A 17,359-nucleotide genomic window follows, 5' to 3' on the forward strand; every position below is an offset into this window, starting at 1 on the left:
TCAGTCCTGCGTGCGACGGCCGGACATCGGTGCCGCACCCGCGTCACGCCCGGAGGGTCTCCTCGGAGACCGTCCAGAGCCGCTCCGCCGCCTCCGGGTCACGCGCGTACGGCGCGTAGCCGGTGCGGGTGCCCGGCTGGTTCGGCCCGGCCTCCTGGCAGTCCTCGAAGTAGCGCCCGCCGATCCCGTCGAGCAGCGGCGAGGTGGCAACCAGCACCGAGGTGGCCGCGCCCTGCTCGGTGCTCTTCCAGTAGGCCGCGCCACCGCCGCTCTGCGCGCGCATCCGGTTCAGCTCCTCCTCGCTGATGTAGCGCTGGAGGTTGGTCCGGATCGCCCCGGGCATCAACGCGTTGCTGGTGACGCCGTCGTCGGCCCAGCGCCTGGTCAGCTCCACCGCGAAGAGCACGTTGGCCGTCTTGGACTGCCCGTAGGCCTCCCACGGGTCGTACGGACGCCGGGTGAAGTGGATGTCGTCGAAGACCACCGGCGAGCGCAGGTGGGCCGCCGAGCTGACCGACACGACGCGCGCGCCCCCGGCCGCCGCCAGCGCCCGGTGCAGCCCGGCGGCCAGGGCGAAGTGGCCCAGGTGGTTGGTCGCGAACTGCATCTCCCAGCCCTGCGGGGTGCGCATTTCGGGCGAGGCCATGATGCCGGCGTTGTCGACCAGGATGTGCAGCGGCCCGTCCCAGGTGCGCACGAACCCGGCCACCGACGACTGGTCGGCGAGGTCGAGCGGGGCGACGAGGATCCGGTCGTTGCCGGTGGTGTCCGTGATGTCCGCCGCGGCCCGCTGGCCGGCGTCGGGGTTGCGTACGGCGAGGGTGACCTCGGCCCCGGCGGCGGCGAGTGCCCGGGCGGTCTCCACGCCGATGCCGGACGCCCCACCGGTGACGACCGCCCGTCGACCGGTGAGGTCGATGCCGCGCACGACCTCCATGGCGGTGGACTCGCGGGAGAACGGCGTGCTGACAGGTGTGCTGGCGGTCATGATCCATCCTTGTCCGAGGCGCGGGCGGGCGGCTGCTGGACACCGCGGTGCGGGCGTTTTCCCACCAGGGCGCGGAGGTAACGCTGGAGGCGGTCGCCCGCGACGCGGAGAATCGCCTCCGGGCCGAGCCGACGCTGCGAGAGTGGACGGGTGGGCAGCGGGCAGTGGCGGTGGCGCAGATGGCTGGGGCCCGCCATCTCCGTCGCTCCCGGCGCCCGGGTGGACCGCTTCGAGGTCTTCTTCGACCTGGTCTTCGTCTTCTCGTTCTTCATCATCACCCGGGCCACCGCCGTCCAGATCACCGGTTCGGCGTTGCTGCACGGCATGCTGGTGCTGGCGGTGCTCTGGTGGACCTGGGTGGTGCACAGCGTGGTGGCCACCCGGGTCCGGCTCGGCCAGGGGTTCGTGCCGGTGCTGATGGTGGTCGGGATGGCGGCGCTGTTCTGCTTCGCGCTGGCCCTGCCGCAGGCCTTCGGCGACCCCCGCGTGGGCGCGGCCGGGCCGGTGGTCGTGGCGGTCAGTTACGTGGTGATCCGCGCGGTGCACTTCATCCTCTACCTGCACGTGGTGTGGAGCAGCCCGATTGAGCGCCGGCAGATGACCCGGTTCGCCCCGGAGATGGTGTTCAGCACTCTCCTGCTGCTCGGCGCGGCGCTGATCCCGACCCGGATCGACGACCTCGGGATGGCCGGGATGGTCCGGGACGGCCTGTGGGTTGCCGTGGTGCTGCTCCAGTACACGGCCGGGCTCCTCGGCGGCACCTGGGGCTGGGGGGTGACCTCTGCGGAGCACTGGACGGAACGCTACGAGCTCATCCTGATCATCGCGCTGGGCGAGTCGGTGATCTCGGTCGGCGTCGGCAGCAACCTGCTCGGCCAGCCGCCGACCTGGCCGGCGGTCGCGGCGGCGGTGCTGGGCATCTTCTTCACCGCCGCGCTCTGGTGGGCCCACTACGACGTGATCGGGCCGGCGGCCCGGATCGCCCTGCACGCCGCCGAGGGCCCCGCCCGGGTGTCGATGGCCCGGGACGCGTACGCGTACTTCTACCTGCCGATGATCGCCGGGATCATCCTGTTCGCCCTGGGCGCCGAGGGGATCGTGCACGAGATCGCCGACCCGTCGGTGCCGCTGCGCGAGCCGGCGCACGGTCCGAGCGTGCCCCTGCTCTTCGGCGGGGTGATCCTCTACCTGCTCGGCAACATGCTGTTCCAGTGGCGCACGCTGGCCACGGTCTCCTGGACCCGGGTCGGCACCGTGCTCCTGCTCGCCCTCGGCATCCCGGTCGGCTCCCACCTGCCCGGGCTGGCCACCTTGACCCTGCTCACCGTGATCTGCGTCGGGCTGGTGGTGGTCGAGGTGGTGACCATGGACGAAGGCCGGCGCGCGCTGCACGAACTGGTCTTCCACGAGAAGACCACCCACGAGGCGCACGAGGCGGCCTGGCGGGCCCGGTGGAAGGAGCGCGGGACGGACGAGACGGGCACCTCGACGTAGGATCACCGGCAGCGTCGCGGTGCACCCGGCAAGGAGACCGCCGAGGGCACGGAGGCGCGGGACAGCATGGGATCCACGTGCACCCCTCCACCGAGCCGGGCGACCGCCTGACCGCCCTCGGCAACCAGTTGATCGAGATCCACCTCTGGCTCCGCGAGGAGCTGGCCGCGCTGCGCGCCGGCCTCGACTCCCCCACCGGTCCGCGCGACCTGCGCGCCCACTGCCTCACCTTCTGCTCCGCGCTCACCCGCCACCACACCGGCGAGGACGGCGGCGCGTTCCGGGTGCTGGCCGAGCAGGCGCCACAGCTGCGCCCGGTCCTCGACGAACTCGCCGCCGACCACGAGGTGGTCGCGGCCGTCCTGCGCCGCGTCGAGGAGCTGGCCGCCGACCCGGCCGGCGTGGGCGGGGTACGCGCCGAACTGGACGGCCTGAGCGCGCTGCTCGAATCGCACTTCGTCTACGAGGAGAAGAAGCTGGTCGCCGCCCTGAACGCGGTGCGCGACGGGACGACCGAGGAGCTGCTCGGCGTGCCGCTGCCGGAATGAGGATTCGCCGGTCAGCAGAATCGGCCCGTCCGGGCTGGCCGGCCGGGCCCCGACGGCGCAGGCTGGCCCGGTGACCGTCTTCTCCCTCCAGGCCACCCCCACCGACGCGGCGAGCTGGCTGGACCTGGCCCGCCGGGCCGAGGCCGCCGGCTTCGACGCGCTGCTCGCCGCCGACCACCCCGGGGCGGTGACGTCCCCGTTCGTGGCGCTCGCCGCCGCCGCGTCGGTGACCTCGACGATCGGCCTCGGCTCGTACGTGTCGAACCTCGGCGTCCGCGAGCCGATACTGCTCGCCACCGACGTGGCCACCCTCGACCTGGTCTCCGGCGGGCGGGCCCGGCTCGGCGTCGGCGCCGGCCACACCCCGGCCGAGTGGCGCGCCGTCGGCCGCCAGCGCCCGGACGTCGCCGGCCGGGTACGCCGCTGCGTGGCCGTCGCCGAGGCCGTCCGCGCCCTGCTCGACGGCGACGAGGTCACCGTGGACACCCCCGAGCTGACGGTGCGGGAGGCCCGGCTGACCGCGCCCCGCCCGGTGCAGGACCGGATCCCGCTGACCATGGGCACCGCCAACTCGACGCTGCTGCGCTGGGCCGGTGCGCACGCCGAGGTGGTCGGGCTGACCGGCTTCGGGCGTACCCTCGCCGACGGCCACGCCCACGACGTGCGCTGGCGGACCGATCAGATCGAGGCGCAGCTCGACCACGTCGCTGCCGGCGCGGCCGGTCGGGACGACCCGCCCGCGCTGGAGGCGCTGGTGCAGAAGGTGGTGGTCACCGACGACGCGGAGGCCGCCGCGGCGGAGACCGCGCGCGAGGTCGGCCTGACCGTCGTCGAGGTGCTGGCCACGCCGTTCGTCCTGATCGGAACGACGGACGAGATCGTCGCGGCGGTCGCGGAGCACCGACGCCGCTGGGGCGTCACCCGCTTCGTGGTACGCCGGGACGCCCTCGAACCGCTGGCGCCGGTGCTCGCCCGACTGTCCTGACCCCGTCAGCGGCAGACCCAGCCGGGGGTACGGGTGATCCGACCGTCGCCGCGGTCGACACAGAGTTCGTCGGACTTCCGGTCGACCCAGTACGTCTCGCCGGGTCGGACCAGCACGGGGCGTTCCAGGATGAACCACTCGACCCGGTCCAGCAGGACGAGCCGGTCGGCCCTCACCGGAGGCACGGCTCAGGCCGTTCCATGGCTCGCCCGGTAGAACCGGATCTTCTCGCGGAGATGGTCGTACTGGCGTTCCAGCAGGCGCATCTGCTCCTCGACCCGTTCGGCGTGCCGCTCCAACAGGGCCTGTCGTTGGCCGGCGGTGTGCTCACCGTCGCGGGCCAGCTCGGCGTACCGGCACATCTCGGCGATCGGCATGCCCGTGTCCCGCAGACAGCGGAACAGCACCAGCCAGCTCAGGTCGTCGTCGGTGAAGACCCGACGGCCGCCGGAGGTGCGGCCGATGTCGCTGAGCAGGCCGATCTTCTCGTAGTAGCGGAGGGTGTCGAGGCTGAACCCGCTCCGGGTCGCCGCCTCCGAGGGGGTGTAGCCGCGCATGTCGCCATGCTAGGGCTTGACCTGGAGCGCACTCCAGGTTGAAAGCTGGCCGCATGACGATGACACGGACACTGGGCCGCAGCGGGATCGACGTCAGCGCCCTCGGCATGGGGTGCTGGGCGATCGGTGGACCGCTCTGGGGCGCGGACGGAGAGCCGTTCGGCTGGGGCGAGGTGGACGACGACGAGTCGGTGCGCACCATCCACCGCGCCCTCGACCTCGGCGTCACGCTCTTCGACACGGCCAGCAACTACGGCGCCGGGCACAGCGAGCGGGTCCTCGGCCGCGCCCTCGCCGGCCGCCGCGACCAGGCGGTGATCGCCACCAAGTTCGGCAACCGCGCGGACGAGCGGACCCGCCGGTGGACCGGCGAGGACGGCAGCCCGGCCTACGCGGTCGCCAGCCTGGAGGAGTCGCTGCGCCGGCTCGGCACCGACCATGTCGACCTCTACCAGTTGCACATCAACGGCCTGCCGGCGTCCGCCGCGCTCGACCTGGTCGACACCCTGGAGGACCTCGTCACCCAGGGCAAGATCCGCGCGTACGGCTGGAGCACCGACAACCCGGCGTCCGCGCGCGCGTTCGCCGAGGCCGGTCCGCACTGCGCGGCGATCCAGCACGACGAGTCGGTGTTCAAGGACAACGCCGAGCTGCTCGCCGTCTGCGACGCGCTCGACCTGGCCAGTCTCAACCGGGGACCGCTCGCCATGGGCCTGCTCACCGGCTCGACGCGGGCGGTCGGGGCGGACGACGTGCGCGGGCGGGCACCGGAGTGGCTGGTCTGGTTCACCGACGGGCGCCCGGCACCGCGGTGGTCGGCCCGGCTCGCCGAGATCCGGGAGGCGCTCACCGCGGACGGTCGTACCCTCGCCCAGGGTGCGCTGGGCTGGCTGCTCGCGCGCAGCCCACGGACGGTGCCCATCCCGGGCTGCCGGACCGTCGCGCAGGCCGAGGAGAATTTCGGCACCCTCGCCCGCGGACCGCTGTCGGCCGAGGCGTTCGCGGAGGTGGAACGCCTGCTCGCCGACCTGCGCGCCGTGCCGGTCGCCTGATCGCGGGCGGCCCTCGACCCGGTTGGGCGGGTCGGGGGCCGCTTCCGGCGTCTCGATCCGCAAACGGGCTGAACGCATCCGAACCCGCCTCCGTACCCGAAGATATGAGCATGCGGATCCTCATGGCCGGCGCGTCCGGCTTCCTCGGCACCCGGCTGGTCGACCGCCTCACCGCCGACGGGCACCAGGTCACCCGGCTGGTGCGACGGCCGCCGCGTACCCCCGACGAGCGACAGTGGAACCCGTCCGCCGCGCAGCTCGACCCGGCCGTGGTGGCCGAGGCCGACGCGGTGGTCAACCTGGCCGGCGCGGGCGTCGGCGACAAGCGCTGGAACGACGACTACCGGAGGCTCATCCGGTCCAGCCGGGTGGACACCACCACCACACTGGCCATCGCCATCGCCGGGCTGCCGGCCGCCGACCGGCCGACGGTGCTGCTCAACTCCTCCGCCGTCGGCTGGTACGGCAACACCGGCGACCGGGCGGTCGAGGAGGACTCCCCGGCCGGGGAGGGTTTCCTGGCCGACGTCTGCCGGGTGTGGGAGGCGGCGACCCGGCCGGCCGAGGACGCCGGGGTGCGGGTGGTACGGCTGCGCACCGGGCTGCCGCTGCACCGCGACGGCGGGCTGCTCAAGCCGCAGCTGTTGCCGTTCAAGCTGGGCATCGCCGGGAAGCTGGGCAGCGGCCGGCAGTGGCTGCCGTGGATCTCGATGCGGGACTGGCTGGACGCCGCGGTGTTCCTGCTCGACCGTGACGACATCGGCGGCCCGGTCAACGTGGTCGGTCCGGCGCCGGTCACCAACGCCGAGTTCACCCGGGAGCTGGCCCGCCAGCTGCACCGTCCGGCGATCATGCCGATCCCCGCGCTGGCCCTCAAGGTCGCCCTGGGCGGCTTCGCCCAGGAGGCCCTGACCAGCACCCGCGTCCTCCCCGGCGTCCTGACGAAGGCCACCTTCCACTACACCCACCCCGACCTGGCTGGTGCGCTCCACGCGGCGCTGACGGACTGACCCCCTGGCTCCCAAGGCGGTGATCATGAAGTTGTTGCCCCGACACGCCGGTGGGCGGGGCAACAACTTCATGATCGACGGGGTGCGGACGGGGGGGTCAGCAGCCGATGACCCAGTAGGAGGGGGCGGTCTGCTTGAGGGTGCTGGTGTTGAAGGTGTTGTAGAGGCCCATCCGCTGGTTGCTGCCGAGGGCGTAGGCGTAGCCGCCGGACTGGTAGGCGCGGCCGGCGGTCACGTGGGCGTAGTTGCTGGCGGTGACGCAGGTGGGGGCGGTGGTCGGGGTCGGCGAGGCCGTGGCGGTGGGAGTGGGGTTGACGCCGCCGCCGAGGCCGAAGAAGAGGGCGTCCCGGTAGGTCGAGCAGATGGTGTCCAGGAAGTACGAGGTCGCGGTGCCGCACTGGTCGGCGGCCGAGCCGGGGTCGACCGGCGTGCCGTGGCCCATGCCGGAGACCCGGTAGAGCCGGACGGCGTCGTTCCCGTACACCTCCAGGCCGGTGCCGCCGGTCAGCGACGCGGTGCTGGTCGGGGTCTGTGATACACCGAGCACGTTGGTCCACTGGTCGCGGGACTCGGTGGCGTTCATCGGCACCACCGTGGTGTCCGAGGTGCCGTGCCAGATGGCGACCCGGGGGCGGCGGCCGGTGTAGCCGGAGTAGGCGTTGCGGACCAGGTCGCCCCAGGCCGCCGGGCTCTTGTCCACCCCGGTGTACTGGCAGGTGTTGGTCGACGCCGGCGGCGAACAGCGGTACGGCAGCCCGGCGATGACCGAGCCGGCGGCGAAGACGTCCGGGTAGGTGGCGAGCATGACCGAGGTCATCGCCCCGCCGGCGGACAGCCCGCTGACGAAGATCCGGTTGCCGTCGAGGCCGTAGTTGGTCTTGGCGTGGTCGACCATCTGCTTGATGGACAGGGCCTCGCCCTGGCCCCGGCTGATGTCCCCCTCGACGAACCAGTTGAAGCAGCTCAGCGGCTGGTTGGCGCTGGACTGCTGGGGCACGATCAGGGCGAACTTCCACTGGTCGGCGTACTTCTGCCAGCCGGAGTTGGCGAAGTAGCCGGCGGCGTTCTGGGTGCAGCCGTGCAGCAGCACCACGGCCGGCGCGTTGGCCGGCAGCCCGTCCGGGCGGTAGGCGTACATGGCGAGGTTGCCCGGGTTCGAGCCGAAGCCGGTGACCTGGGTCAGCGTGGCGGCCTGGGCGGGCACGGCGACCGCGACCAGGGCGGCCGCGGCGACGACGGCCCCGGCCAGCGCCCCGGCGAGCCGGGCGAGGACGGATGGGGAACGGTGCACGGCGACCTCCTGTTGCGGCGTGTGAACTGGGTCACCCCCGAGTTGCCGAGACGTTACGTCCGTGTTTCAGACCAGCGACATGGCCGGCGCTCACACATTCGTCGTCGCCGATGTAGCGGTCGGGGGCCGGCAGCCCGACCCCCGACCCGACCCCTCAGCAGTTGCGCAGCTCCGGGCTCTGGTTACGGATCTGCGCCAGCGGCGAGACGAACTGCCGGTGGGCGTCGCCGCCGACCAGCGCCGGCGGGAAGGCGGCGACCCGGTGACAGTTCTGGAAGGCCAGCGTCACGTTGAAGTGCCGCTCCAGCCCGCCCCGGATGGCGTCGCTGGCCAGTGCGCGCAGCAACTGCCCGCGCTCGGCCTCCGACGGCGGCGGCACGGCGTGTTCGGCCATCCGGCCGCCGTCGGCCGCGCGCGCGGCGACGTCGGCGACCACCGACCAGGCGTACGGCAGGGACCGCCGGACACAGTCGACGAACTCCTCGTCGTCGACCCGGCCGGCCTCGGCCCGCTCCAAGAGGGCGGTGGGAACGTCGAGAGACATGGTGCTCCTCCGATCTGCGCACTGACGCGCGATCTGCGCGATGGCGCGACTCCTGCAATTGGAAGTCATTCCCAATAAGGAGTCAACGTTCCGTGTCCGACCGGCGTGTCCAGATCCTGTTGGTAACGTCCGCTCCGTGCCGACCTCCCCGACCCTGGCCGCCGACCAGCCGCCCGCCGCCGCACCCGCCGCCGGCCGGGGTCGCCGGGCCGATCTGAGCGTGGTGCTGGCCGCCGTGGTGCTGGCCGTCTGGGTGACCAGCGGCCTCTGGCGCGACCCGAGCAGCCGGGCGATCACGGTCAACTCCAGCGACCAGGCGCTCTTCGAGTGGCTGCTCGCCTTCGGCGGGCACGCGCTGACCCACGGGGAGAACCCGTTCTTCACCCAGCTGGTCAACGTCCCGGACGGGGTGAACCTCGCGGTCAACACCTCGATCACCGTCTACGCGGCGGTCTTCGCCCCGCTGACGTACCTGATCGGGCCCCCGGCGACGTTCCTGGTGATCCTCACCCTCAACCTGGTCGCCACCGCGCTGGCCTGGTACTGGCTGCTCTCCCGGCACCTGGTCCGCAGCCGGCTGGCCGCCGGCGTCGGGGCGCTGTTCATCGCCTACTCCCCCGGCATGGTCGCGCACGCCAACGCGCACCTGAACTGGACCGCCGGCTGGCTGGTGCCGCTGCTGACCTGGGGGGTGTTCGCGCTGCGCCGGCCCGGGCGCTGGCTGCGCGGCGGGATCGTGCTCGGCGTGCTGGTGGCGGTCGCCTTCTCGATCGCCGCCGAGGGGCTCTTCTTCACCGCGCTGGCGCTCGCCGTCTTCCTCGCCGTCTGGGCGCTGCACCCGGCCCGGCGGGCCGAGGCGCGGGCGGCGCTGCCCACCTTCCTGCGCGGGCTCGGCGTGACCGCGCTGGTGGCGGGGGCGCTGTTGGCGTACCCGCTCTGGCTGCACTTCGCCGGCCCGCAGCGCTTCCACGGCACGGGCTTCGACGCGGTGATCCACTCCGAGGACATCGCCGCGTTCGGCGCGTACCCGCAGCGGTCGCTGGCCGGCGCGGCGGGCCTGGGCACCAACCTGGCGCCCAACCCGACCGAGGAGAACTCCTTCTTCGGGCTGCCGCTGCTGCTGCTCGCCGTGGCCTGCTTCGTGGCGCTGTGGCGGCGGGCCGACCCGGGCCGCCGGGCCACGCTGGCCGCGCTGGGCGTGACCGCCGGGCTCTTCTCGGTGCTTTCCTGGGGGTCGCTGGCGAAGTGGGACGGGCGGCGCACCGACCAGCTGCTGCCGTTCGGCCTGCTGGACGGGCTGCCGGTGGTCAACGCCGCGTTGCCGTCCCGGCTGGCGCTGGTGGTCGCGCCGGTGATCGGCCTGCTGCTGGCGTACACCGTCGACCAGCTCCGGGCCGACCCGCCCCGGCGACGGCGCGTGGCGACGGCGTGGGCTGCCGGCTTCGCGGTCGCGCTGGTGCCGCTGCTGCCCACGCCGCTGGCGACCAGCGCCCGGCCGCCGGTGCCGGAGTTCATCACGGCCGGGACCTGGCGGCAGCACATCTCGCCCGGCGGGGTGCTCACCCCGCTGCCGCTGACCCTGGACGTGACGCCGGACGGGCAGCGCTGGCAGGCGTACGCGCTGGCGCACCGGCAGGGCGCGTTCCGCATCCCGGCCGGCTTCTTCCTCGGCCCCGGCGGCCCGGACGGCCGGGGCCGGATCGGCCCACCGCCGCGCACCTTCGACACGCTGATGGACCAGGCCGGCCGCACCGGCCTGGTGCCGATCATCACCGAGGGCAGCATCCAGCTCTGCCTGGCCGACCTGCGGTACTGGGGCGTCGAGGCGGTGGTGCTGCCGGACGAGGTGCACGGGGCGAAGTACGACCTCGACGAGGACGCCCTGCGCCGGACCGCGACGGCCCTGCTCGGTCCCCCGCGGCGGGTCGACGACGTCTGGCTCTGGGAGGTTCCCGCCGCCCGACGCGACGAGGCTCACCCCCGGTGAGCCCCGGTGGCGGGTCTAGGCTTGTGAGGTGACCGCGACGACTTCCGGCCTGACGGCCGTCCGCGCCGGCCTGCTCGACTACCAGGCCGCCTGGGACGAACAGCGCCGCCTCCACGAGTCGGTGGTGGCGGGTGAGCGCGGCGACACCGTGCTGCTGCTGGAGCACCCGAGCGTCTACACCGCCGGCAAGCGCACCGAGCCGTGGGACCGCCCGATGGACGGCACCCCGGTCGTCGACGTGGACCGGGGCGGCAAGATCACCTGGCACGGGCCGGGTCAGCTCGTCGGCTACCCGATCCTGCGCCTGCCCGACCCGGTGGACGTGGTCGCCTACGTGCGCCGCACCGAGCAGCTGCTGATCGACGTCTGCGCCGAGTTCGGGCTGGCCGCCGGTCGGGTCGAGGGGCGCAGCGGCGTCTGGGTGCCCGAGGACGACCGGGGTCCGGCCCGCAAGGTGGCCGCCATCGGCATCCGGGTGGCCCGTGGGGTGACCCTGCACGGCTTCTCGATCAACTGCGACTGCGACCTGACGTACTTCGACCGGATCGTGCCCTGCGGCATCCGGGACGCGGGGGTCACCTCGCTCACCGCCGAGCTGGGCCGACCGGTCAGCGTCGCCGACGTCCTCCCGGTGGTCGAGCGTCGCCTGCCCACCCTGCTCGGCTGAGCCGCGTGCACGTCGATCTCGTCACCGTCGTCGTCGCCGAGTACGACCCGGCGATCGCCTTCTTCACCGAGGTGCTCGGCTTCGACCTGGTCGAGGACTCCCCCTCGCTGACCACCGACGGGCGCCCCAAGCGCTGGGTCGTCGTCCGCCCGCCCGGGGCGCAGACCGGCCTGCTGCTGGCTCGCGCCGACTCCGAGCGCCAGGAGCGCGCGGTCGGCGACCAGGTCGCCGGCCGGGTCGGCTTCTTCCTCCAGGTCGACGACTTCGACGCGGTGCACCGGCGGATGGTCGACGCGGGCGTCGAGTTCGTGCGGCCGCCGCGCACCGAGCCGTACGGGCGGGTCGCCGTCTTCCGCGACATCGCCGGCAATCGCTGGGACCTGCTCGGCCCCGCCTAGCCGCGCGCCGTCCGACGGTCGTACCCCGGCTCTACGGTGGTGCGATGACGGACAACGACACCCCGTGGGAGCCACCCCTCGCGGGCACCGAGGTCGCGCACCTGGTCGGCGCGCTGGACCGCCTGCGTACCACCTTCCGCTGGAAGGCCGACGACCTCGACGCGGCCGGGCTGCGGGCCCGGGTCGGCGCCTCCGCGCTGACCCTCGGCGGCCTGCTCAAGCACCTCGCGGTCGTGGAGGACCACATGTTCACCGTCCGGCTGAGCGGCGCGCCGCTGGGCCCGCCGTGGGACCTTGCCGCCTGGGACAGCGAGGCCTGGCCGTTCACCTCCGCCGCCGCCGACAGCCCGGACGAGCTCTACGCGCTCTGGGACGGCGCCGTCGCCCGGTCCCGCGCGCGGCTGGCGGCGGCCCTCGCCGACGGCGGGCTCGACCAGCTCGTCCACGCCTCCGCCCCCGACGGCACCCGGGCCAGCCTGCGCCGGCTCGTCTGCGACCTGATCGAGGAGTACGGCCGGCACACCGGCCACGCCGACCTGCTCCGCGAGGCGGTGGACGGGCTGACCGGTGAGGACCCGCCGCCCGGGTGGCGCCCACGGGCGGGGCAGCCGATCCCGGGCAGCTGACGCCGACGAGGTGACGCCGGCCCGACCCCGGTCAGCCGATCGGCAGCCGGGTCAGCCAGTCCTGCCAGGCCTGCTCGGCGCGGGCCGGGTCCGGGTCGGCGGCGAAGAGGTGGTGCCCGAGCACCAGGACGTTGCCCCGGTCCGTGCCGGAGTGCAGGAACCGGTAGAGCGCGTCCGAGGTCCGCACGCCGAAGTACGTCGGCAGGCCGACGAGGTCGACCACGCCGTCGACCGGCGGCAGCCCGGGCAGCTCGAGCCGGACCGGCTCGCCCCCGGTGACCGGGCCGGTGAGCCCGAACGCGCCGGCCACGGCCGCCCAGACCTCATCCGGTTCGCCCGCCCCGGGCCGGAACGCCGCGACCGGGGTGCCGGCCCGGCCGGCGAAGTGCGCCAGGTACGCCGCGAGCGTCTCCAGGTACATGTCCCAACCGGTCCGCATGGCCTCGTACTCGGTCTCCCAGTTGTCCCCGAGGACACCGCTCTGCACCAGCCGCAGCACGGTGCCGCCCTGCTCGCGGCCCTCGATCAGGTACTCGATGGCCATGAAGGTGCCGTCCGGCCCCGGGTCGCTCCGGTACGCGAACCGCTTACCGGGCTCCCAGGCCGTCACGGTCGACTCGGCGACCTCACCGGCCATGGTGAACCGGGTCCGGCCGCCCTCGCCGGGCTCGACCTCGCTGCGGCCCATGAACCAGGAGTCGATGCCCGGGCCGGTCGCGATCGCCGCCCACACCTGCTCCGGCGTGCCGGGCAGCGCGATGTCCTTGTCGAGCTCGAACGGGTGTCCCATGGTGGTGCCTCTCTCTGTGTGGTGCGCGGAGTGGGTCGCGAGCGAAAATTCAGTGACCGTCAGGAGTCCTCGGCTGCGCCGGTCGGGAGGTCGGCGCTGGGGTGCAGGGCGACGACCACCCGGTGCCGCCGGCCACCGGGAGCCTGCTCGTCGTGATAGCGGCCGACCAGGCCGGCGACGGCGGCCGCCAACTCCTCGGCGAACGCGGCCCGGTCGGTCGCCGAGGCGAACCGGACGTCGGCGTCCACGGCGAAGGTGGCGACCCGCTTCCCGGCCCGGTCCGCGCCGGTGATCAGCGCGCCGACGTCCTGGACGAGCCGGGCGGCGAGCGCCAGCAGCCACCGCGCGGAGAGCCGGTCGGGCGCCTGGGCCGGATCCGGGCGCACGGCGGCGAGCGCGGCCGGCGAGATGACGTACGACGCCGCGGTGGCGCGCATGACCCGCTCGGTCACGTTGCCCTTGCGGCGCTCCTCGACCAGCTCGATCAGGCCGTGCTGCTCCAGCGCCCGGAGGTGGTAGTTGACCTTCTGCCGGGCCAGCCCGACCCGGGCCGCGAGCATCGTCGCCGAGGCCGGCTCGGCGAGCGCGGCGAGCAGCCGGGCACGCACCGGGTCCAGCGACGCCTCGGCGGCCGCCGGGTCCTCGATCACTGCGATGTCGAACATGCCCTCAGCCTCTCACCGACAACTTTTCTTGTCAAGACAATGCAAGTTGTCGGTAGCGGGGTCTGCGCTGCGGACGCTCCCCCGCGCGAGGGATTGAGCGGTCGCTCAACCGTCGATACCGTTCGTTGAGCGACCGCTCAAAAGGGAGGCTGACGTGCGGGGCATCTACGTGGAGACACTGATCGACGCGCCGGTGGAACGGCTCTGGCAGGCGACCCAGGACCCGGCGGCGCACCGCCGCTGGGACGCGCGGTTCGGCCGGATCGACCCGGTGCCGGGCAGCACCCCCGCCCGGTTCCGGTACGCCACCGCCGTACTGCCCGGCGTGCGGATCGCCGGCCACGGCACGCACGCCGGTGAGCAGCACCGCCCGGACGGCACCCGCACCTCGGCGCTGCGCTTCGGCTCCGACGACCCGCGCTCGCTGATCGCCACCGGGTCCGGCTACTGGCGCTACCTGCCCGGGCCGGACGGCGTACGGTTCCTGACCGGCTACACGTACGCCCCACGCTGGGGGCGCGCCGGCCGGCTGGCCGATCTCGCCTTCCGGCCGCTGTTCGGCTGGGCGACCGCGTGGTCGTTCGACCGGCTGCGGCTCTGGCTGGAACGGGGCGTGCCGCCCGAGCGCGCCCGGCGGCAGGCGTGGCGGGAGGTGGCCCTGCGGGCGCTCGCGGTGGCCTGCGTCGGCGCGCTGGCCGCCCGGCTGGGCGCGGGAGGCGCGGGGGTCGCCGGGGCGGTGCTCGCCACGGCGGCGGTCGCGCTGGCGCTGCCGCCCCACCCGCACACCCCGGCCGCCCGCCGGTGCCGACGCCGGCCGGCGGACCGCCTCGCCGCCCGGACGCCGTCGCTGCTGGAGCGGCTGTGACCTCCGTCTTCCAGCGCGCCCTGGGCGCCGACTTCGACCGGCTGCACCCCCGACTGCGGCGCCGCTTCGGCGTCGACGGCCGCACCGACCTGGGCTGTGTGGGCACCGGCGTGATGGACCGGGTCTGGCGCGGCGCCGCCTTCACCGCGCCGTTCCTGCGGCTGGGCACCCTGCGGCACGTGTTGTTCCCGGAGACCGGCACCGGCGTGCCGTTCACCATCGAGAACTACGCCTACACCGACTCGTACCGCCGCCCGACGCTGACCTTCGTGCGTACCTTCGAGGTCGCCGCGCACCGCCGCCGCCGGTTCGACGCCACGATGGTGTGGAGCCCCCGGCGCGGCGTCCTGGTGGACTACCTGGGCACCCACCAGCACCTCGCGGTCGACCTGCACCTCGGCGTCGACGCCGCCGGGGCGCTGACGATCCGCAGCGGCGCCCAGCGCTTCCGCGGCGGGCTGCCCTGCCCGCCGGGGCTCAGCGGCGAGGCCCACCTGCGCGAGTGGTACGACGACCGGACCGGGCGGTTCCACATCGACGTACGGGTCACCAACCGCCACGTCGGGCCGCTGTTCGGGTACACCGGCAGCTTCACCGTCGACTACGTGCCGCCGGACGGGGCACCGGTGCCCGCCGCCGTGCGGCCGCTGCGGGAGAATCCCCGGGACTGACGGAGAGGATCACCATGGCCGCCACCCGGCAGAAGCTGATCGACGGGGCGCTCGCGGCGATCCGGTCCCACGGCATCGCCGGCGCCTCGGCCCGCACGATCGCGGCGGCCGCCGGGGTCAACCAGGCCCTGGTCTTCTACCACTTCGGCACCGTCGACGCGCTGCTCGCCGAGGCGTGCCGCAGCGCGACGGCGGCCCGGGTGGCGGCCTACCGGGACCGGTTCGCCGAGGTCGGATCGCTGCGCGAGCTGCTCGACCTGGGGCGCGCGCTGCACGAGCAGGAACGCTCCGCGGGCAACGTGGCCGTGCTGGCCCAACTGCTCGCCGGGGCGCAGACCGACCCGACGCTCGCGGAGGCCACGGCCGCCGCGCTCGGGCTCTGGACGGCCGAGATCGAGACGGTGCTGCACCGGCTGCTGCGCGACTCGCCGGTCGCCCCGGTCGCCGACCCGGCCGGGCTGGCCCGCGCGATCTCCGCCGCCTTCATCGGGCTGGAACTCTTCGAGGGCGTCGACCCGGCCGGCGCCCAAGACGCGTTCGACGCCCTGGAACGCCTCGCCGTCCTCATCGAGGTCGTCGAGGACCTCGGACCGCTGGCCCGCCGCACCCTGCGCGCCAGACTCCGCCCGCACGCCTGACCCGCCCCGGCCCGGTACGCGAACCGGGCCGGGGCGGGGACCCGTCAGGGGGTGAGGCGGTGCAGGTCACGGGGGAAGGCGGTGACCTCACGGACGTTGGCGGCGCCGGTCAGCCGGGCGACGAAGCGTTCCAGGCCGATGGCGAAGCCGCCGTGCGGAGGCATGCCGTGCCGGAACGCGTCGACGTAGCCGGCGTACGGCTCGACCGGCTCGCCGCGCGCGGCCAGCGCCGCCAGGTAGTCCTCGTACCGGTGCAGCCGCTGCCCGCCGGTCACCAGCTCCATCCCCCGGAAGAGCAGGTCGAAGCCGTTGGAGTACGCCGGCCGCTGCGGGTCCGGATGGGTGTAGAAGGGCCGCTTCGCCATCGGGTACCCGGTGACGAAGAGGAAGTCCGAGCCGTGCTCGGCCCGCGCCCACTCCCCCAGCGCCCGCTCGTGGGCGGGAGCGAGGTCCGGCTCGTCGGCCGGCGCGCCGGCGATCCGCAACGCCTCGGTGAAGTGCACGGCGGGGATCTCGGCCGGCACCTCGGGCAACCCGATGCCGAGGGTCGCCACCGCCGCGCCGGCCCGGTCCGCCACGCCGGCCAGCATCCCGGCGAGGGTGGCGCGCAGCACGGCCATCACGTCCCGGTGGTCGGCGACGAAGCCCAGCTCCACGTCGAGCGAGGTGTACTGGGCCAGGTGCCGGACCGTGTCGTGCGGCTCGGCCCGGAACACCGGGCCGACCTCGTAGACCCGCTCGAAGACGCCGACCATCAGCTGCTTGTAGAACTGCGGCGACTGCGCCAGGTACGCGGGCCGGCCGAACCAGTCCAGCGCGAAGACGTTCGCCCCGCTCTCGGTGGACGAGCCGACCACCTTCGGGGTGTGGATCTCCACGAAGTCACGAGCGTCGAGGGTGGCCCGGAAGCCGGCCACCGCCGCCGCCGAGATCCGCAGCGCCGCCGAGCGGGTCGGGTGCCGCAGCGCGGTGGGCGCGTGGTCGAGCTGGGTGGGCAGGGTCGCCGTCAGCGTCGGCCGGTACAGGTCGAACGGCGGCGGCACGGCGGCCGGGCCGAGTGGTCGTACCGTCGGGTCGGTCAGCTCGACCCCGGCGGGCGCCGTCGGGTTCGCGACCACCGTGGCGGTGACCTCGACGACCGTCTCCTCGGTGAGCTTCTCCAGCGCGGCGCGGACGGCCGGGTCGCTGACCACGACCTGGCTCAGGCCGCCGGCGTCCCGCACGATCAGGAAGGCCACCGACTTGAGCAGCCGGCGGCGGTGCACCCAGCCGGCGATCCGGACGGTCCGCCCGACGTGGGCGGGGAGTTGGGTGGAGAGGATGCGTTGCACGGTGGTACCTCCTCGATCGATCGCAACGCGATCCCAGGGAGGTGTGGGCGAGCGGGAACCTCGCGGTGCCACCACACCTTCGCCCCCGCGGGCGGGGGCCTCGTTCGTCGCCTTTTCACCGGGGCCAGCCGGGCGGGCTCTACTGGGCGCGAACGCCGTTCTTCCCGCAGCTCGGGAGGGTCTTCGTGCCCCGGCGCCAGACCGCCTTCCAGCATCCGGCGGCTCTCTGCACTGGCGGGTCGGGGCCCTACT

Annotated in this window: 20 protein-coding genes; 12 read left to right on the forward strand and 8 right to left on the reverse strand. The window is 74.0% G+C overall.

Annotated elements, in window-relative coordinates:
* Positions 1-43 precede the first annotated feature (43 nt).
* Positions 44-988: an SDR family NAD(P)-dependent oxidoreductase gene (locus FHX75_RS30190; protein ID WP_154943984.1), complete on the reverse strand. Its 945-nt coding sequence runs from the start codon at positions 986-988 to the stop codon at positions 44-46.
* Positions 989-1,138: 150 nt separating this feature from the next.
* On the opposite strand from FHX75_RS30190, the gene FHX75_RS30195 reads away from it, so the two are divergent.
* The 3 genes from FHX75_RS30195 (at position 1,139) to FHX75_RS30205 (ending at position 4,015) form a co-directional block, all read left to right on the forward strand.
* Positions 1,139-2,482, forward strand: a complete 1,344-nt coding sequence (locus tag FHX75_RS30195; protein WP_154943985.1) for a low temperature requirement protein A — start codon at positions 1,139-1,141, stop codon at positions 2,480-2,482.
* Between the two features lie 77 nt (positions 2,483-2,559).
* Complete coding sequence (locus FHX75_RS30200) at positions 2,560-3,030, forward strand: hemerythrin domain-containing protein (protein ID WP_154943986.1); 471 nt, start codon at positions 2,560-2,562, stop codon at positions 3,028-3,030.
* 70 nt (positions 3,031-3,100) lie between these two features.
* Complete coding sequence (locus FHX75_RS30205; protein WP_154943987.1) at positions 3,101-4,015, forward strand: LLM class flavin-dependent oxidoreductase; 915 nt, start codon at positions 3,101-3,103, stop codon at positions 4,013-4,015.
* A gap of 5 nt (positions 4,016-4,020) precedes the next feature.
* Here the strand turns inward: FHX75_RS30205 and FHX75_RS31065 are convergent, their stop codons facing one another.
* Positions 4,021-4,200, reverse strand: a complete 180-nt coding sequence (locus FHX75_RS31065) for a hypothetical protein (protein ID WP_170285510.1) — start codon at positions 4,198-4,200, stop codon at positions 4,021-4,023.
* Between the two features lie 3 nt (positions 4,201-4,203).
* Positions 4,204-4,572: a MerR family transcriptional regulator gene (locus FHX75_RS30210; RefSeq protein ID WP_154943988.1), complete on the reverse strand. Its 369-nt coding sequence runs from the start codon at positions 4,570-4,572 to the stop codon at positions 4,204-4,206.
* Positions 4,573-4,625: 53 nt separating this feature from the next.
* Here FHX75_RS30210 and FHX75_RS30215 point away from each other — a divergent pair, with 53 nt between their 5' ends.
* Together FHX75_RS30215 and FHX75_RS30220 are read left to right on the forward strand one after the other, a co-directional pair.
* Entirely contained in the window at positions 4,626-5,624 is a 999-nt protein-coding gene (locus FHX75_RS30215; RefSeq protein WP_154943989.1) for an aldo/keto reductase, read from the forward strand.
* 110 nt (positions 5,625-5,734) lie between these two features.
* A complete protein-coding gene (locus FHX75_RS30220; RefSeq protein ID WP_154943990.1) occupies positions 5,735-6,634 on the forward strand; it encodes a TIGR01777 family oxidoreductase in 900 nt (299 codons plus the stop codon).
* 97 nt (positions 6,635-6,731) lie between these two features.
* Here FHX75_RS30220 and FHX75_RS30225 read toward each other — a convergent pair whose 3' ends face one another.
* Both FHX75_RS30225 and FHX75_RS30230 read right to left on the reverse strand, forming a co-directional pair.
* Positions 6,732-7,925, reverse strand: a complete 1,194-nt coding sequence (locus tag FHX75_RS30225) for an extracellular catalytic domain type 1 short-chain-length polyhydroxyalkanoate depolymerase (protein WP_154943991.1) — start codon at positions 7,923-7,925, stop codon at positions 6,732-6,734.
* Between the two features lie 154 nt (positions 7,926-8,079).
* A complete protein-coding gene (locus FHX75_RS30230; RefSeq protein ID WP_088961009.1) occupies positions 8,080-8,469 on the reverse strand; it encodes an SCO5389 family protein in 390 nt (129 codons plus the stop codon).
* Between the two features lie 136 nt (positions 8,470-8,605).
* Between FHX75_RS30230 and FHX75_RS30235 the strand changes: the two genes are divergently transcribed.
* The 4 genes from FHX75_RS30235 to FHX75_RS30250 are packed head-to-tail and all read left to right on the forward strand — an operon-like array spanning position 8,606 to position 12,147.
* The gene (locus FHX75_RS30235) at positions 8,606-10,456 is read left to right on the forward strand and encodes a DUF6311 domain-containing protein (RefSeq protein WP_154943992.1); all 1,851 of its coding nucleotides are present in this window, start codon (positions 8,606-8,608) and stop codon (positions 10,454-10,456) included.
* Between the two features lie 28 nt (positions 10,457-10,484).
* Positions 10,485-11,123 (forward strand): lipoyl(octanoyl) transferase LipB, encoded by a 639-nt coding sequence (lipB, locus tag FHX75_RS30240; RefSeq protein WP_154943993.1) that lies wholly within the window; start codon positions 10,485-10,487, stop codon positions 11,121-11,123.
* Between the two features lie 5 nt (positions 11,124-11,128).
* Complete coding sequence (locus FHX75_RS30245) at positions 11,129-11,521, forward strand: VOC family protein (protein WP_154943994.1); 393 nt, start codon at positions 11,129-11,131, stop codon at positions 11,519-11,521.
* 44 nt (positions 11,522-11,565) lie between these two features.
* Positions 11,566-12,147 carry a mycothiol transferase gene (locus FHX75_RS30250; RefSeq protein WP_154943995.1) on the forward strand — a complete coding sequence of 194 codons (582 nt, stop codon included), beginning with the start codon at positions 11,566-11,568 and terminating at the stop codon, positions 12,145-12,147.
* A gap of 31 nt (positions 12,148-12,178) precedes the next feature.
* Here the strand turns inward: FHX75_RS30250 and FHX75_RS30255 are convergent, their stop codons facing one another.
* Both FHX75_RS30255 and FHX75_RS30260 read right to left on the reverse strand, forming a co-directional pair.
* Positions 12,179-12,937 carry an SRPBCC family protein gene (locus tag FHX75_RS30255; protein ID WP_154943996.1) on the reverse strand — a complete coding sequence of 253 codons (759 nt, stop codon included), beginning with the start codon at positions 12,935-12,937 and terminating at the stop codon, positions 12,179-12,181.
* Positions 12,938-12,996: 59 nt separating this feature from the next.
* A complete protein-coding gene (locus FHX75_RS30260) occupies positions 12,997-13,602 on the reverse strand; it encodes an ArsR/SmtB family transcription factor (RefSeq protein ID WP_211364643.1) in 606 nt (201 codons plus the stop codon).
* Between the two features lie 154 nt (positions 13,603-13,756).
* On the opposite strand from FHX75_RS30260, the gene FHX75_RS30265 reads away from it, so the two are divergent.
* The 3 genes from FHX75_RS30265 to FHX75_RS30275 are packed head-to-tail and all read left to right on the forward strand — an operon-like array spanning position 13,757 to position 15,776.
* Positions 13,757-14,467: an SRPBCC family protein gene (locus tag FHX75_RS30265; protein ID WP_154943997.1), complete on the forward strand. Its 711-nt coding sequence runs from the start codon at positions 13,757-13,759 to the stop codon at positions 14,465-14,467.
* A complete protein-coding gene (locus FHX75_RS30270) occupies positions 14,464-15,138 on the forward strand; it encodes a DUF4166 domain-containing protein (RefSeq protein WP_154943998.1) in 675 nt (224 codons plus the stop codon). The genes FHX75_RS30265 and FHX75_RS30270 overlap by 4 nt, the downstream gene beginning before the upstream one ends.
* 14 nt (positions 15,139-15,152) lie before the next feature.
* Positions 15,153-15,776 (forward strand): TetR family transcriptional regulator, encoded by a 624-nt coding sequence (locus tag FHX75_RS30275; RefSeq protein WP_154943999.1) that lies wholly within the window; start codon positions 15,153-15,155, stop codon positions 15,774-15,776.
* Positions 15,777-15,820: 44 nt separating this feature from the next.
* Here the strand turns inward: FHX75_RS30275 and aspS are convergent, their stop codons facing one another.
* On the reverse strand, positions 15,821-17,107 hold the full coding sequence (aspS, locus tag FHX75_RS30280) for an aspartate--tRNA(Asn) ligase (protein ID WP_154944000.1): 1,287 nt from the start codon (positions 17,105-17,107) through the stop codon (positions 15,821-15,823).
* Positions 17,108-17,359 lie beyond the last annotated feature (252 nt).

It is taken from the genome of Micromonospora palomenae (assembly GCF_007829925.1).
Lineage (GTDB): Bacteria > Actinomycetota > Actinomycetes > Mycobacteriales > Micromonosporaceae > Micromonospora > Micromonospora purpureochromogenes.

What these genes read in the sequence shown, in the direction of transcription:
- FHX75_RS30190 (WP_154943984.1), bottom strand. Translation starts at nt 988, where the DNA reads ATGACCGCCAGCACACCTGTCAGCACGCCGTTCTCCCGCGAGTCCACC.
- FHX75_RS30210 (WP_154943988.1), bottom strand. Translation starts at nt 4,572, where the DNA reads ATGCGCGGCTACACCCCCTCGGAGGCGGCGACCCGGAGCGGGTTCAGC.
- FHX75_RS30215 (WP_154943989.1), top strand. Translation starts at nt 4,626, where the DNA reads ATGACGATGACACGGACACTGGGCCGCAGCGGGATCGACGTCAGCGCC.
- FHX75_RS30220 (WP_154943990.1), top strand. Translation starts at nt 5,735, where the DNA reads ATGCGGATCCTCATGGCCGGCGCGTCCGGCTTCCTCGGCACCCGGCTG.
- FHX75_RS30230 (WP_088961009.1), bottom strand. Translation starts at nt 8,469, where the DNA reads ATGTCTCTCGACGTTCCCACCGCCCTCTTGGAGCGGGCCGAGGCCGGC.
- FHX75_RS30250 (WP_154943995.1), top strand. Translation starts at nt 11,566, where the DNA reads ATGACGGACAACGACACCCCGTGGGAGCCACCCCTCGCGGGCACCGAG.
- FHX75_RS30255 (WP_154943996.1), bottom strand. Translation starts at nt 12,937, where the DNA reads ATGGGACACCCGTTCGAGCTCGACAAGGACATCGCGCTGCCCGGCACG.
- FHX75_RS30260 (WP_211364643.1), bottom strand. Translation starts at nt 13,602, where the DNA reads ATGTTCGACATCGCAGTGATCGAGGACCCGGCGGCCGCCGAGGCGTCG.
- FHX75_RS30275 (WP_154943999.1), top strand. Translation starts at nt 15,153, where the DNA reads ATGGCCGCCACCCGGCAGAAGCTGATCGACGGGGCGCTCGCGGCGATC.